The following is a 14,285-nucleotide window of genomic DNA, read 5'->3' as shown; positions in this document are numbered from 1 at the left end:
CCGATGGATACCATCGATCGGCGACTGGCACTGGGTCGCCACGCATTTCTGTGGGCCTGCGGCCTCGACGTCGCGGTACGCAAGCCGGGCAACGTGAGCCGAGCGTCGGCGGGACACGGCATGTCGGCCGACACGTTCATCGCGAGCGCCTGTGCCGCGGCGGGTCCGCTTTTCGAGCGCGGGCGCCCGGTCGGCGAGCGGATCGAGGCGGCGGTTGCGGCGTCGTGGACCGAGGTCGGCTGCAACACGAATCTCGGCATCGTCCTGCTGTGCGCGCCGCTCGCGGCGGCGCTCGAGCGCTTGCGCGACCGCGCGTCGTTCCGCCACGAGCACGCCCCCCGCGACGGCGGCGCCGCAGCGAACGACGAAGCTTTCATCGACGGGAAAGCGCTGCGGGGGGCCATGAACGCGGTGCTCGCGGCTCTCGACGTCGACGACGCGCGCGCGGCCTACCGCGGGATCGCGCTCGCGAACCCCGGCGGGCTCGGCCGTGCCGAGGCGCAGGACGTCGCCGAGGCGCCGACGATCGACCTCCGCGCTGCGATGACGCTCGCTGCGGAGCGGGACAGCATTGCCCGCCAATATGCCCGCGGTTACGGCGACGTCTTCGACTGCGGATTCGCGGCGCTGCAGCACGGCGGGGACACGCCGCGCCCTGTCGGTGCCGTGGTACAGCGAGTGTTCCTGAGCTTTCTCGCGCGCTGGCCCGATTCACACATTGTGCGAAAAGTCGGGCTCGCGGCGGCGCAATCTGTCACGCGGGATGCGTCGGCGTGGCTCGCACGCGTGAGCGCGGATGCCTCCGTCGGCGAGGACGCAGCGTTCGCCGAATGGGATGAGGCGCTCAAGGCCGGGGGAATCAATCCGGGCACGAGCGCCGACTTGACCGTCTGCACCCTGTTCGCGGCCGCGCTCGCGTCGCCACGGCTGATCGGCAGCGAGCCGTCGAACACCTGGCACGGAACGTGTGTTCCTCCGCTCGACCTCGGTTCGTTACCGACGTTCGGTTCGGCGGTGGCGCTTCCTTCCGGGACGCCAAGGTGAAAATGCAAAGGAGATGCCGGCAATGGCAAAGATCGATCGCATGATGGTAGGTGAGTCGCTGGTTGGAGAAGGGAACGAGGTCGCGCATATCGACCTCCTCATCGGACCACGGGGGAGCCCGGTGGAAACCGCGTTCAGCAACGCACTGACGAACAACAAGGACGGCTTCACGTCGCTGCTCGCGGTCGTCGCGCCAAACCTGCTGACGAAGCCGGCGACGGTGATGTTCAACAAGGTCACGATCAAGGGCGCGAAGCAGGCAGTGCAGATGTTCGGTCCGGCGCAGCGCGGAGTTGCGATGGCCGTCGCCGACAGCGTCGAGGACGGCACGATCCCGGTCGGCGAGGCCGACAACCTGTTCATCTGCGTCGGTGTGTTCATCCACTGGCTCGCCGAGGATGACGGGAAAATCCAGGACTACAACTATCGGGCAACTCGCGAGGCGATCCGGCGCGCGGTGACGGGTCAGCCGAGTGCCGAAGAGGTCGTCGCGCGCAAGGGCATCGTGGAGCACCCCTTCGCGGCCCACGCGTGAGGCGTGGCACGGGCTAGGGGGCGCGAGCCCCCCGAAGCCGTCTAGAAAGTTCCCGACCGCGCGAACGCCGGCGGCACCGGGATCTTCCAGTCGAAGCCGAAAAATTCCGCCGTCTTTTTTTTGCGTCTTCCGCGTTATTCACCCGGCGACCAAACATCGTTCGCGCCAAGCCTGTCGGAGCACCGTTGGCGCGAGCGTGCTTCGACCGGCGCGGGGCAAAGGGAATCTTCGGTTGCCGGATTAATAGTCCCGACGTCCCTGCGGGATCAGACCGGTGGCGAGGAGATGGAGCACTTCCGCCGGCTTCGCTGCGGGTTGCGGCGGCTCGGGGCGCCGTCGTTCGATGATCACGCCGACGCCCTCGACGTCGTCGAACTTGGCCGGCTTGGTCACGGACACGCGCAGCCAGTGAGCGCCGAAGCGGGTCAGCAGAAGGTCGGCGATCGCCTCGGCGAACGCTTCGAGAAGCTGGAAGCGGTGGGTCCGGAGCATTTCGCGCAGCGCCGCACGCACTTCCCCGTAGTCGATCGTGTCGCCGATGCGGTCCGTGCTGCACGCCGCGCTGCGTTGCAGCCCGGCGGCGAGGTCGATGCGAACCGGTTGCGGCGCGTGAAGCTCGTCTTCGCAGATGCCGATGATCGTGCTGCCGCGAAATCCGTCGATGAAGATGATGTCCATCGCGGGCTGGGCGTCGGTCGCCGTCGAGGGGGCGGGGCAGGCGGGCAGCCGCTGCATTGGGTGAGGTGCGTTCAAGGTGGCGAGCTCCTGCGTCGGGTTGTCGGAACATTGTTCGATTCGACCGAATCGACGTCCCCGAAAATCAAGAGCGAGAAACAGGCCAGGAGGTAGGGGTAGGGCGAGGGAATACTCCCCCGGAGGCATGGCCCGCGCTTCGGTGGGCGACATATAGTCGGTTCCGAAGGTTCGCCGGATCACGTCGCTGCGCTCGGGCAGCACGTACGCCTTTCGGGGTGACATCCGGAGGCCGGCGGCTCGCGGCAAGTCGATGGGCGCGTAGACGCCTTGCGCGAGCAGTCAGCGAAACGCCCCAAGAAAGGAGGAGCTGTGACGGTCTCGACGATGCTTGAACCCAAGGGGCACGCGCAGCGGGTGTACGACGTCGTGGATGGTCGCGGGCGGGGAGACACCACCGATCTCGTGACGAGTTCGTGGGCGCGCTGCGTGAGGGACTATCGCCTCGATCCGGCCAAGCCCGCCCGGCCGGACGTGCTGGGCGAACACCGGCTCGAAGAACACCGCGCCCGCGCCGCCGACGTGATCGAATGCGCAAAGCTCGAGATGACGACGTTGTACCAGCAGCTCGGCGACCGCGAGTGCGCGGTGGTGCTGGTCGACACCGACGGCGTGATCCTGCACATGGTGGCGGCTCCCGATTTCTCGCGGGAAATGGGCCAGCTCGGCTTCTGCCCGGGCGCGATCTGGACCGAGGCGGCGGTCGGCACCAACGGCATGGGCACCTGCCTCGTCGTGCGCGAGCCGGTCGCCGTCCGCCAGCAGGATCATTTTTACGGGACCTATACGTCGCTGACCTGTTCCGCGGTACCGATTTTCGATCCGGAGGGCGCCCTCGTCGCGGTGCTCGATGTCACCAGCCGTTCGCCGTTGATGCAGCAACATTCGCTGGTGCTGCTCGGCATGACCGCGCAGATGATCGAGAACCGGCTGCTCGATCGGCGCTTCCAGGATGCCTGCCCGATTCATTTTCACAGCCGGCCGGAGTTCGTGTACACGCTCCACGAAGGCAAGCTCGTCGTCGGCGACGACGGCGGCATTCGCGCCGCAAACCGCAGCGCATTATTCCAGCTGGGCTTCAGCTCAGTACCCGAGATCTGCGGTAAGCAGCTCGACGAGCTGTTCCAGACGACGCTCCCGGAGATCCTCAACCGCAGCGCGCGCAGCTCGTTCCACCCGGTGCCGATTTTCTGCGCCGGTCGCTCGAACCGGTTCTTCGCCGTTGCGCAGCAGCCGGCCAGGCTCAACGCAGCGACGGTGGAGCGCCCCGCGAAGTCGGCGCCGGCGCCGGCTCGCGTCATCGACGACGGCGGGGCACAGCAGTTCGGCGACGACCGCATCCTGTCCCAGCTGCAACTCGCGACCCGCGTCATCGCGAAGCGGATCCCGGTGCTGCTGCACGGCGAGACGGGCGCGGGCAAGGAGGTTTTCGCGCACGCTCTTCACAAGGGCAGCCCTTATGCGGCGGGCGCCTTCGTCGCCGTGAATTGTGCATCGCTGCCGGAAAGCCTGATCGAGAGCGAACTCTTCGGTTATCGGGCCGGCGCCTTCACCGGCGCCCAGCGCAGCGGCCGGCGCGGCAAGATCCTGCAGGCAGATCGCGGCACGCTGTTTCTTGACGAGATCGGGGACATGCCGCTCGCGCTGCAGGCCCGGCTGCTGCGCGTCCTCGACGAGCGGCAGGTCTCGCCGCTCGGGTCGGAGGAGATCATCGCCGTTGACTTTCAGCTCGTCAGCGCAAGCCACCGCGATCTGCCGAAACTCGTCGCCGACGGGATGTTTCGCGAGGATCTCTACTATCGCCTCTCCGGCCTCGACGTATCGCTGCCGCCGCTGCGAGAGCGCCGCGATAAGCGGGAACTGCTCTACCGGCTGCTCGAAGAGGAGGCGGGCGGCAGCCGGATGGATATCGACCCGGACGCCGAGGCTTTGCTGATGAGCTACTCGTGGCCGGGCAACCTCCGTCAGTTGCGCCACGTGCTGCGCACCGCCGTCGTGCTAGCCGGCGCAGAGCGCCTGACGCTCGCCGCTCTGCCCGCGACCCTGCGCCAGCGGGCCGCGGAGCGGGCCGAGGTCGACGTCGGAGCGGTGCCGCCAGCGCGCCTTCCCCCCTACGTCCCCGCATCCGCGGCGCCCGATGTCGCGTTGCGACCGCTAAACCCGGTTCAGGCAAGCGAGCGCGCGGTATTGCTCGGCCTGCTCGAAGACCAACGCTGGAACGTAAGCAATGTCGCCAAAGCACTCGACATCAGCCGCAACACCCTTTACCGCCGGCTGCACCGCCTCCGCATCCCCCTTTCCCACAGCGAGTCGGCCGCCGGCTGATCGTGAAGCCGACGCGGAAACCGGGGTCCGCGCGACGGGCGGCACCGCGGGCGACTCGTCCCGCCGCAGCCGCTTCGCGTGGACGGTCACCGGCTCCGGCCACTTCCTCGCGGAAACGCTGGAGCTCGCATTCCGCTTGCCGCAGGTGGATTTCTTCCTCTCCGCTGCCGCCGAGGAGGTGCTGCCGCTTTACGGCTACCCGGTGGACGTGCTCAAGGAACGCTTCCGTGTCTTCCGCGACAAGGGCGCGAGTTCCGTGCCGGTCGGCATGCTCTACGACGACGTGTACCACACGGTCGTCGTCGCGCCGGCGACGAGCAACACGGTGGCCAAATGCGCGTTCGGCATCTCCGACACCTTGCCGACGAACATGTTTGCGCAGGCCGGCAAGCTGGCGATTCCCGGAATCGTGTTTGCGTGCGACAGCGAACCGGTCGTCATCACGAAGAGCCCGCGCGAATGGGTCGAGCTGCGGCCGCGGAACATCGACCTCGACAACGTCGCCCGGCTCCGGTCGATTGATCACTGCACCGTCGTGGAATCCCTTGCAACCCTGGAGCAAGCCCTCAACGCGCGTCTTGCGCAGCTGACTGAAATGAACCATCCGCCACGCTCGCTTCATTCGGGGAGAGACGACTTTGCACCGCCGGCCCGTCCGGCAGGCACGGCGGGTTGCGCCGCGGAGCCCCTGCCTCACTCCCCCGAGGTGGCTCAGGCTTCCCTCGCGGCGGACCGGCGGGAGCCCTGAAATGGAGCACATTGTCTTCCTGACGGGACGGCTTGCGCAGCCCAACCTCGAACGGGTGCTCGCCGGCATGGCGTCGCCGCCGTTCACGTGGGAGGTGCGGGAGATCGGTCTGCAGGTGGCGGGGCTGATGACGGCTGACATGATCCGCCGCCGCATCGCGACTGCCCCCAACGCCAACCGGATCCTGGTCCCGGGGCGCTGCCGCGGCGATCTGGCGGCGTTGTCCGCGCATTACGGTGTACCGGTGGAGCGCGGACCGGACGAACTCAAGGACATTCCGCGTCATTTCAATCGCACCGTCGACGCGAGCCGGCTCGACGACTACGACATCGAGATCTTCGCCGAGATCGTCGACGCGCCGCGCCTGGGGCTTTCCGCGATCCTCGACCGCGCCGCGAGTCTCGCCGCCGACGGCGCGAACGTCATCGACCTCGGTTGCCTGCCGGCGACCCCGTTCCCCCACCTCGCGGACGCGGTCGGCGCGCTGAAGGCGGCCGGCTTTCGTGTCAGCGTCGACTCGCAGGACACCGACGAGCTGCTGCGCGGCGGTCGCGCGGGCGCCGACTACCTCCTCAGTCTGACGCTCGACACGCTATGGATCGCCGACGAGGTCGCGGGGACGCCGGTGCTGATTCCGCGCGAGCCGGCCGACGAGGCGTCACTGTATGCGGCGGTCGAGGCGATGGAGCGCCGCGGGCGGCGCTTTCTCGCCGACGCGATCCTCGACCCGATCCCGTTCGGCCTGCTCGCGTCGCTGTGCCGCTACCAGCGCCTGCGCGAGCGCTTCCCGGACATCGCGATCATGATGGGCGTCGGCAACGTCACCGAACTGACCGAGGCCGATACCAGCGGCATCAACGCCGTGCTCTTCGGCATCGCTGCCGAGTTGCGCGCGGGGGCCGTGCTGACGACGCAGGTGAGCACCCACGCGCGGCGGGCCGTGCGTGAAGCCGACGTCGCGCGGCGCGTGATGTACCAGGCGCGCGAGACGAGCTCGTTGCCGAAGGGCATGACCGAGGCACTGATGACGGTGCACGGCAAGTACCCGTTTCCCGATTCGCCGGAAGAGATCGCGGAGACCGCCCGGAGCGTGCGCGATCCGAGCTTCAGGGTTCAGGTCTCCGAGCGCGGGCTGCACATCTACAACCGCGACGGGCACTACGTGGATACCGACCCGTTCGCGCTTTATCCGCGTCTCGGCGTCGAGGCCGATGGCGGGCACGCGTTCTATCTCGGCGTCGAGCTCGCTCGCGCGGAAATCGCGTGGTCGCTCGGCAAGCGCTACAGCCAGGACCAGTCGCTCGACTGGGGCTGCGCGATCGCCCGCCCGGCGGACGACCGCCTGCGGCAGTGCGCGCCCGGGACGACTCGGCGCACCGCGTCGTCGGCGGCGAACCCGCCCGAACACGTGACGGAGGCTTCATGGTCTACGAAACCCTGGTGACGACCCTCGACGCGGACGGGCGCGTGCACTTCGCGCCGATGGGCGCGCGCTACGCGGGTGACGAGGTCGTGCTGATGCCGTTCCGGCCTTCGGCGACGCTCAACAACATTCTCGCAAGCGGCCACGCGGTGCTCAACCTGACGACCAACGTGCGCGTCTTCGCCGGCTGCGTCACCGGCCGCCGCGACTGGCCGACGCTTCCGGCCGAGCGCATCCTCGGCCGGCGGCTTGCCGTCGCGCTCGCGCACGTGGAACTGCGGCTGTTGCGCTGCGACGACGATCCCCAGCGGCCGGTGCTGCACCTCGCGCGCGTCTGGGAGCGCAGCCATGCGCCGTTCCAGGGTTTCAATCGTGCGCAGGCGGCCGTCATCGAAGGGGCGGTGTTGATCAGCCGCCTGCGGCTGCTCCCGGCCGAAAAGATCGATGAAGAGATGGCCTACCTGCAGATCGCCATCGACAAGACCGCAGGGCCGTCGGAGCGCGAAGCATGGAGTTGGCTGCGCGCCGCCGTTGCCCGGTTCCGCGCCCCCGCGTGCGGGGCGGCCGGGACCCCGAGCCTTTCCGCGACAGCAGCGGTAACAAGCGCCGCGGCGGGCGTGGCAGGGGTGCTCGCATGATCCGGCTCCTCGCCAGCGTACGTGACGTAGCCGAAGCCGTCGCCGCCGTCGGCGGCGCGGACTTCATCGACCTTAAGGAGCCTCGTGCCGGCGCGCTCGGTGGTCTGCCGCACGCGCGCGTCCGGGAGGTCGTCGCCGCGCTGAGACATATCCGGCCCGATGTGCCCATCAGCGCGACGATCGGAGACCACCCCGCGGAGGAGCTGGCGCGGATCGATGCATTGGTCGCCGCCGTCGGCAACTGCGGCGTCGACTACGTCAAGGTCGGCGTCGCCGGCGGGAACGCGCAAGCGCAGCACGCGCTCCTCGAGCGACTCGCCGCGGCGGCGCCGGCGGTCGTCCCGGTGTTCATCGCGGACCGGGGGCTCGACTTCGACGTGGTCGAGCAGGCCTGCAGGCTGCCGTTTCCGGCACTGATGGCCGATACGGAAGACAAGCGCGCCGGCAGCCTGTTCGACTGTGTCGCGGTCGCCGATCTCGCGCGCTTCGTCGCGCTCGCGCATCGCGCCGGCAAGCTCGTCGGGCTTTCCGGTGCGCTGCGCGAGGAGCACCTTCCCGACCTCGCCGCCCTCGTACCGGACTTCGCCGGTTTTCGCGGCGCGCTGTGCGAAGGCACACGGGAGGCGAAGCTCGCCCCCGGGAGGCTCGCGCGGTTGCGCGACGCATTGCGAGCCGCGACCCCGATCGGCGGCCGCGAGCCGATGCTCATTGAACCGTCTTAGGCGAGATCACACCACCGTTTCGCCGATCAGCAGTTCCCGCAGCCGCGCGACTTCCGTGCGTTCGAGCAGGTGGATCGGGTAGGGTGCGGCCGCGGCCAGCGTCGGGAAGCGGCGGTCGACGATGCCGTCGGCGGCGAGGGCGCCCCACTCGGCGTCGCTCGGGGTCGTCAGCGGGACCGGGCAGGATTTCACGAGGATCGCGCGCTCCGCATTGAGGCGGTTCGCGAGCCACAGCGCCAGGCTGTCGGACGTGACGTCCCAGGTCGTCAGCTCGTCGGCCTCGCGGCGCAGCAGTTGGAGCGGCATCCACAGTCCGACCCGCCCGCTGCGCACCGCGCGCTCGAGTTCGTGCTCGTCGGCGGCGAGAACCAGATCGGGGCAAAGCCCGTGGAGCATGAACGCGAACTGGCCCATGCCGAGGACAGCCATGTTGTGCGCGGCGACGTCGTCGAACTGCCACACCTGCTGCGCGCGCCGTGCTTCGTCGGTGTAGCCGCCGCCCCCCGGGACAATGACCACGCGCCCGCCACCGAGGTCGTTGAGCTGCCGGAGCCAGTCGGCCAGCAGGCGGTCCTTCGCGAGGCTGCCCCCGATCTTGACTACCCACATCGCGAGCTCCAGCGGTCGAGGAGCAGCGCGACAGCGACGCTTGGCGCGCACGTATCGGACCATCGGGCGGCCTCGCCCGCCGTGGTCGCGTCGAAGCCGGCCACGCGGTGGAAAGGGACGAACGGGCGCCCGGTGCGCGCGGCGAGCTCGCGGGCGAGGAACAGGCCGCAACCGGCGCCGACGACAGGAGCGGCCGTGGGCAGGTCGGCCTCGCGGGCGACGCGGGTGAGGTGCGCGGCGATTTCGGCGAGCAGCGCTTCGCGCCAGTGCCCGGCAAAACCAGTCCACTCGGCGAGTTCGGCATCCCGGGCGTCCATTCCGATCATCCGCGCGAGGCGGCGACAGGAGGCGGCGGCATCCTTGTCGCCCCCGTCGGCTGCCGGATGCTGGTCGTGCTCGGCGTCGAGCTCGCCGGTGAGGCGGAACACGTCGGCGGTGGTCGCGAAGAACTCGTTCATCACGTTGACGCGCCGCGAGCCGAAGGCGATCTGCGGCGCCAGCGCACAGAGCGGCGTGCGCGCGACGCCCAGGTAGACGAGCTCCCCGCTCGCGAGGCGGTCGGCGTCGCTGCGGCCGCGGGGCCGCGGCTCGCCGTCGCGGATCGTGATGAGGTCGGTCGTGGTGCTGCCGATGTCGGCGAGCAGCGCGTCGGGATGCCGGGCCGTGATCTGATGCGCGGTCGCGAGCCAGTTGGCGGATGCGATGTCGCGCCAGCGGCTGGGCGCTTCGGCCTCCGTCAGCCAGCCCGCCGGCCCGGTAAAGAAACGCGTCGCCGGGCCGAGGCGCGTGCCGATCCGCTCGACCAGCGCGGCAACTCCGGCCTCTCGGTCCGGAAACAGGTCGGTCATCTCGGCGGTCATCGTGACGCCATGAAGCGCGCCGTCGAGGTTCGGCCAACGCACGCGTGCGGCGTCGATCGCCGCGTCGAGATGCGCGAGCCCCTGCCACAGCGGCGCCGGCCATTGCGCCACGTCACGGACGCGGCCGCCGAGCGTCAGGCTGGCCTTCACGTGGGCCCCGCCGACGTCCCATCCCAGCACCGGAGTGCGAGGTTGCCGTGACTCAATACTCGACAAGGCCGATAGGCTCCGGTTGATGCGCGCGCAGGATTTCGGCCGCGAGATTGCGACCGAGCGCGGCGGACAGCCCGACGTACGCGCACGTCAGGCGAGGATTCACTTCGATGACGGTCGCCTCGCTGTCGCCGGCAAGATCGCCGGGAACGTCGGCGGCGGCAGGGCGCCAGACCAGATCGACTCCGACGTACCCGGCGAGCCCCGGAATCGCTACTGCGATGCGCTGCGCGAGCGCGGCGAGCGTTTGCCCTGCCGCGCTATGCAGCGGCATGACGGCGACGTCGACCCCGTGGTAGGCGAGAGCGCCGTCCGCACTAATCGCGATGTGTTGCCGGTTGATGCTCAACAGCTCGGCCCGGCGCTCCGAGCACCGCAGCGAAAGGCTCAGCGGAACGCCGTCGATCCACACTTCGGCGGTACTCGCGAGGCCCTGCGCGCGACGTGCGAGCAGATCGTTGCGGGCAGGCGCGAAGTCGGCGTGCAGCCGGATACGTTCGCCGCCGGCCCCGTCGTCGGGCTTGACCACCCACTGTCCGGCGGACCCGGGCTCGGGTCGGCCCGGCGACCAAGCGTGCGGGACGCGGATTCCATGCGCCGCAAGGCGCTCGCGGGTCGCGGTCTTGGATGCGGCGAGGCGGATCGCCGGCAGTGTGCAGCCGACCCAGCGTCCGGGGGCGACGGCGAGAGCGAGGGCGCCAAGCAGTCCATCGCCCTCGGGGGCGACGACCCAGACGCGGTCGTGGCGGCGCGCCTCGCGAGCGAGGAAATCCGCCGCCGGAAGCGGGCGGCCTTCGGCATCGGCGAGGACCGCGCGGACACGTGGGAGGCTCGCCGGAAGCGGCGCGTGCCGTGTCGCGACGCAGGACACGATGACGTCGTCGAGTTGCTGAAGGTCCGCGAGCAGCGCGTCGCGCATCGCCACGCCCTGTGCGAGCAGGCCCGAGTCCGGCGGCGCGGAGGCGCACGTCGCCGCAAGCCCGCCGCCGCTGATACATTCGTACACCAACACTTTTTTCTTCGCGCTCATGCAAGTCATTCCCGTCATGGACCTTCTTGCCGGCCAGGTCGTGCGCGCGGTCCGGGGCGATCGCAGCGCCTACCGGCCGGTGCGTTCCGAACTGTGCGACGGCAGCGAACCGCTCGTCGTGGCGCGCGCGCTGCTCGACCTCACCGCCTCCGAAACCCTCTACATCGCCGACCTCGACGCGCTGAACGGCGGCGCGCTGCAGACCGGCGTCCTCGCCGCGCTGCTGTCGGCGCTGCCGCAGACGACGATCTGGCTCGACGGCGGTTTTCGTGGCGCCCGCGAATTCGCCGCGCTCGCACGAAGCCTCGGCACCGCGGCGCAGCGCGTCACGCCGGTGTTCGGCAGCGAATCCCTCGCCAGCGCCGATGCGGCGCGCGCCTGCTTCATCGACCCGCAACGCGCGATCCTCTCGCTCGACCGGCGCGGCGACCAACTCCTCGATCCCGCCGCGTGCTGGGCTTCCGACGCGTTGTGGCCTGACCGCGTGATCGTCATGACCCTCGAACGTGTCGGCGCCTTCGCCGGCCCCGACCTCGAGACGTTCGCGGCGATCCGCCGCCGCGCGCCGCGGGCTTCACTGATCGGTGCCGGCGGCATCCGGGACGAGGCAGATCTCGCGGCCGCTGCGGCCGCCGGCGCCGACGCGTGGCTCGTGGCCTCGGCGCTCCACGACCGGCGGCTCATCCCGCAGGCATCGTCTCGCTGACCGTTTCGCTGCGCCGCACGCCCGACATCTGCGCCGTCCTTTCGCCCGATTCAATACACGATCCATGCCAGGCGCAGCGTCGGCGCCTGGACGTGCGCCGACGCTCCGGCGCAGTCGCTTCGGCACCGACTGTGCGCAATCGAGAGCACTCTGTAACGGGGCAGTCTGTCACCGCGCCGCCACGTTTCGGGCGACACCGTGACGCTTTCCCGCGCCGGCCCGCGCGTACCGCCTCCGTGACGCGGCACAATCCCGTGTCTTCCGGGCCGCCGCCGCCCAATAGCCGCCCCATGGCACGTGAATCGACGAACGCAAAAAGGGCCGCGATTGCGGCCCTTGCTTCAGTGCTGCGGAACGCCGCGATCCTTACGGCGATGCCCTCACCGTGTCCGTCACACGCAGGTACTTGCATTCGGGGTGGTCGTAGTACTTCGCCCGGTCGCACGCGTCCTTCATGCAGCGGTAGAGGGAGAACTGGGTGCGCGGCCCGCACAGCACCCGCGGATCGTTCGACGCCTTCTCGACGACCTTCTCCGGAGGCGGTGCTTCGTCGGCGACGACGGGAGACTCCGGCGGCGATGCGGGGACCGGTGCGTCCGCGACGGTCGGCGCTTCCGCCGAAGCGGGTTCGGCCGGCGCCGCTTCCCGCGCGGCGGTGCCGGGCGACGGCAACAATCGTTCTGCCGCCGCGCCGGGCGGCCCCGATTCAGGAGCTTGCGCCGGCCGTTCCGACGGGACGGTCGCCGGGGGAGTGAGGACGGGGGCGGGCCGTCCATCCGGTTCCGGGGCGAGTGCGAGGGAGGGCAGTGGCCCCTTCGCGTCGCGGTAGTCCGACCACAACATCCAGCCGCCCGCCCCCAGGACGACGAGCACCGCCACTGCGACAACCACGAACAAGGCGCGGCGCCGGCCGCCCGCTTTCGCTTCGCCCCGCAACTGCGGGGATCGGGCGAAGTCCTCGGGATTCGTGTCGACTCCCGATTGCGACAATTCGCCGAACTCGGCCGGATCGGGGCTTAGGGCGGCCTCCAGCGCCGACAGCCACGCGTCGTCATCGGTGTCGTCGCGGGCCAAGCGCGGAGTTTGTCCAGCAGGCGACACGACTCGGGACTGCGGTTCCCGCGCCGACGGCGTCTGCAATTTCGGTGCGGTTTCCGCGGGCGCGGTCTCCTGACGCTTCCGGGCCTCGATGCATTCGGCCTTCGTGGGATTCGGGGAAACCACGAACGGCGCGGTCTCCTCCCCGGAGGACGTGAGCGGGGGCGACGCGGTGCGCCGCTTCGCTTTCTCGATGGCGGGCGGCACGCCGAGGGATTTGCCGGAGCTCCGGCCGCCGAGCAGGGCACGCCGGAATTCGGCCACGCTCTGGGGCCGCTCCTGGGGTCTGACGTTGAGGGCGCGTTCGATCGCCGAGACGAAGGCGACGCTGTAGTTCAGTTCCGGAAAGCTGCGGCCGATTCGGTCCACCACCTGGAACAGGGGCTCCATCTGGTCGTCCACCGCGCGTACCGTGGAGGCCATCGGGGACTCGCCACTGACGCAGTAGTAGGCGACCGCGGCGAGCGCGTAGAGATCGGTCCATGGCCCCTGCCGCAGCTGTGTCGATTCGGCGTACTGCTCGATCGGCGCAAAGCCGGGGTTGAGGATGACGGTGGCCCCCTCGGTCCGATCGCCGACGATGTGGCGCGCGGCACCCGAATCCAGCAGCACCGCGCGGCCATAAGCTTGCAGCAGGATGTTCTGCGGCGAGATGTTCCGGTGATGGCAGGAGGCCCCATGCAGAACGTCGAGCGCGTCGAGCAGCGGCAACAGCAGGTCGCGCAGCCAGGCTTCGTCCGGCGGGTGAGTCATGGCGCGGCACGCAACCTCGACCGTGACCCCCTCGTAGTAGGGCATCGCCATGTAGGCGGTGCCGTTCGCCTCCCAGAAGCGATACACCCGCACCAAGGCCGGGTGGTCGAATCGCGCGAGCAGGCGAGCCTCGCTGACGAAGGACTCGAGGCCCCGCGCGAAGGTGGCCGCATGCCCCTCGGAACGCAGCGTCACCTCGATTCCCTCGCCCCGGGACGCCAGGGCCGCGGGCAGGTACTCCTTGATCGCGACCTGGCGCTCCAGGCCGTGGTCCATCGCCAGATAGACGATGCCCGATCGCCCCTCGCCCAACACGGACAGAATCTCGTACTCGGCAAACCGGGTACCGGGCGACAAGGCGTCGCGGCTCGGTCCCATCCGGTGGTGCGTCGGCTCCGCAGCGGCGCGGGGACCACTGGAAGGGCGGAATCGGGAAGTAGCGGCTCTGTTCATGGGGCAACCGGCGAGACTGGGTCATCCGAGGCGAACCGCGCAGACGTCGGATTGAGCGTTGTCGCCGCGAATCTATCCGTCGGCGGGAGGCCAAGCGTGCTTGACGCGGTGCAACAAGGGTACGCGGCTTACGTGAGATCGGCGGGGGTTTCTTATTCTTTTTCACAAATTCGGTCCGTACCCGAAAGCTCGTGCACCCACCAAATAACTGGAGGGCATGTAGCGACACGGGAGCCGGCGACGCCTGCCCGGAAAGATCAAGGGGGCCGCGTGGCCAGTGGTGCCAGGTATGTTAAACGCATAGAGCGGATCGAGGAAATTGCGGTAAGCCGGCGAACGAATCTTCGCGCTATGGCCGGGTCGGCGATCGCCATT

13 protein-coding genes are annotated in these 14,285 nt (G+C 69.5%); 8 read left to right on the top strand and 5 right to left on the bottom strand.

The features are described 5' to 3' along the window. The first annotated feature begins 3 nt into the window (after window positions 1-3). Window positions 4-1,044 carry a triphosphoribosyl-dephospho-CoA synthase gene (locus V6M37_RS13195; protein WP_332673997.1) on the top strand — a complete coding sequence of 347 codons (1,041 nt, stop codon included), beginning with the start codon at window positions 4-6 and terminating at the stop codon, window positions 1,042-1,044. A gap of 22 nt (window positions 1,045-1,066) precedes the next feature. Beyond that, window positions 1,067-1,579 (top strand): formaldehyde-activating enzyme, encoded by a 513-nt coding sequence (fae, locus tag V6M37_RS13190; protein WP_332673996.1) that lies wholly within the window; start codon window positions 1,067-1,069, stop codon window positions 1,577-1,579. Window positions 1,580-1,819: 240 nt separating this feature from the next. Here the strand turns inward: fae and V6M37_RS13185 are convergent, their stop codons facing one another. Next, window positions 1,820-2,536, bottom strand: coding sequence for a dihydroneopterin aldolase (locus tag V6M37_RS13185; RefSeq protein ID WP_332673995.1), 717 nt, complete (start codon window positions 2,534-2,536; stop codon window positions 1,820-1,822). Window positions 2,537-2,659: 123 nt separating this feature from the next. Between V6M37_RS13185 and V6M37_RS13180 the strand changes: the two genes are divergently transcribed. Genes V6M37_RS13180 through V6M37_RS13160 form a run of 5 tightly spaced genes read left to right on the top strand, consistent with a single transcriptional unit; the run spans window position 2,660 to window position 8,188 of the window. After that, complete coding sequence (locus V6M37_RS13180) at window positions 2,660-4,657, top strand: sigma-54-dependent Fis family transcriptional regulator (protein ID WP_332673994.1); 1,998 nt, start codon at window positions 2,660-2,662, stop codon at window positions 4,655-4,657. Beyond that, complete coding sequence (locus V6M37_RS13175; protein ID WP_332673993.1) at window positions 4,560-5,405, top strand: flavoprotein; 846 nt, start codon at window positions 4,560-4,562, stop codon at window positions 5,403-5,405. The genes V6M37_RS13180 and V6M37_RS13175 overlap by 98 nt, the downstream gene beginning before the upstream one ends. 1 nt (window position 5,406) lies before the next feature. Then, window positions 5,407-6,849, top strand: a complete 1,443-nt coding sequence (locus tag V6M37_RS13170) for a DUF6513 domain-containing protein (protein ID WP_332673992.1) — start codon at window positions 5,407-5,409, stop codon at window positions 6,847-6,849. Next, on the top strand, window positions 6,828-7,466 hold the full coding sequence (locus V6M37_RS13165) for a DUF447 domain-containing protein (RefSeq protein WP_332673991.1): 639 nt from the start codon (window positions 6,828-6,830) through the stop codon (window positions 7,464-7,466). The genes V6M37_RS13170 and V6M37_RS13165 overlap by 22 nt, the downstream gene beginning before the upstream one ends. Further along, the gene (locus V6M37_RS13160) at window positions 7,463-8,188 is read left to right on the top strand and encodes a (5-formylfuran-3-yl)methyl phosphate synthase (RefSeq protein ID WP_332673989.1); all 726 of its coding nucleotides are present in this window, start codon (window positions 7,463-7,465) and stop codon (window positions 8,186-8,188) included. Before V6M37_RS13165 ends, V6M37_RS13160 begins: the two co-directional genes overlap by 4 nt. A 6-nt stretch (window positions 8,189-8,194) precedes the next feature. Here V6M37_RS13160 and V6M37_RS13155 read toward each other — a convergent pair whose 3' ends face one another. The 3 genes from V6M37_RS13155 to V6M37_RS13145 are packed head-to-tail and all read right to left on the bottom strand — an operon-like array spanning window position 8,195 to window position 10,900. Next, entirely contained in the window at window positions 8,195-8,797 is a 603-nt protein-coding gene (locus V6M37_RS13155) for an amino acid kinase family protein (protein WP_332673987.1), read from the bottom strand. Then, window positions 8,788-9,837, bottom strand: a complete 1,050-nt coding sequence (locus V6M37_RS13150) for a hydantoinase/oxoprolinase family protein (RefSeq protein ID WP_332673986.1) — start codon at window positions 9,835-9,837, stop codon at window positions 8,788-8,790. The genes V6M37_RS13155 and V6M37_RS13150 overlap by 10 nt, the downstream gene beginning before the upstream one ends. A 22-nt stretch (window positions 9,838-9,859) precedes the next feature. Next, window positions 9,860-10,900 (bottom strand): ATP-grasp domain-containing protein, encoded by a 1,041-nt coding sequence (locus V6M37_RS13145; protein ID WP_332673984.1) that lies wholly within the window; start codon window positions 10,898-10,900, stop codon window positions 9,860-9,862. On the opposite strand from V6M37_RS13145, the gene V6M37_RS13140 reads away from it, so the two are divergent. Next, window positions 10,899-11,606, top strand: coding sequence for a HisA/HisF-related TIM barrel protein (locus tag V6M37_RS13140; protein WP_332673981.1), 708 nt, complete (start codon window positions 10,899-10,901; stop codon window positions 11,604-11,606). The two genes, V6M37_RS13145 and V6M37_RS13140, sit on opposite strands and share 2 nt — an antisense overlap. Before the next feature lie 366 nt (window positions 11,607-11,972). Here the strand turns inward: V6M37_RS13140 and V6M37_RS13135 are convergent, their stop codons facing one another. Further along, complete coding sequence (locus V6M37_RS13135; protein ID WP_332673980.1) at window positions 11,973-13,835, bottom strand: serine/threonine protein kinase; 1,863 nt, start codon at window positions 13,833-13,835, stop codon at window positions 11,973-11,975. Between the last annotated feature and the right edge of the window lie 450 nt (window positions 13,836-14,285).

It is taken from the genome of Aromatoleum sp., from assembly GCF_036675785.1.
Classification (GTDB): Bacteria; Pseudomonadota; Gammaproteobacteria; order Burkholderiales; family Rhodocyclaceae; genus Aromatoleum.
Note: the sequence above shows the minus strand (reverse complement) of the source record. Positions and strands in the feature narration are given on the sequence as shown.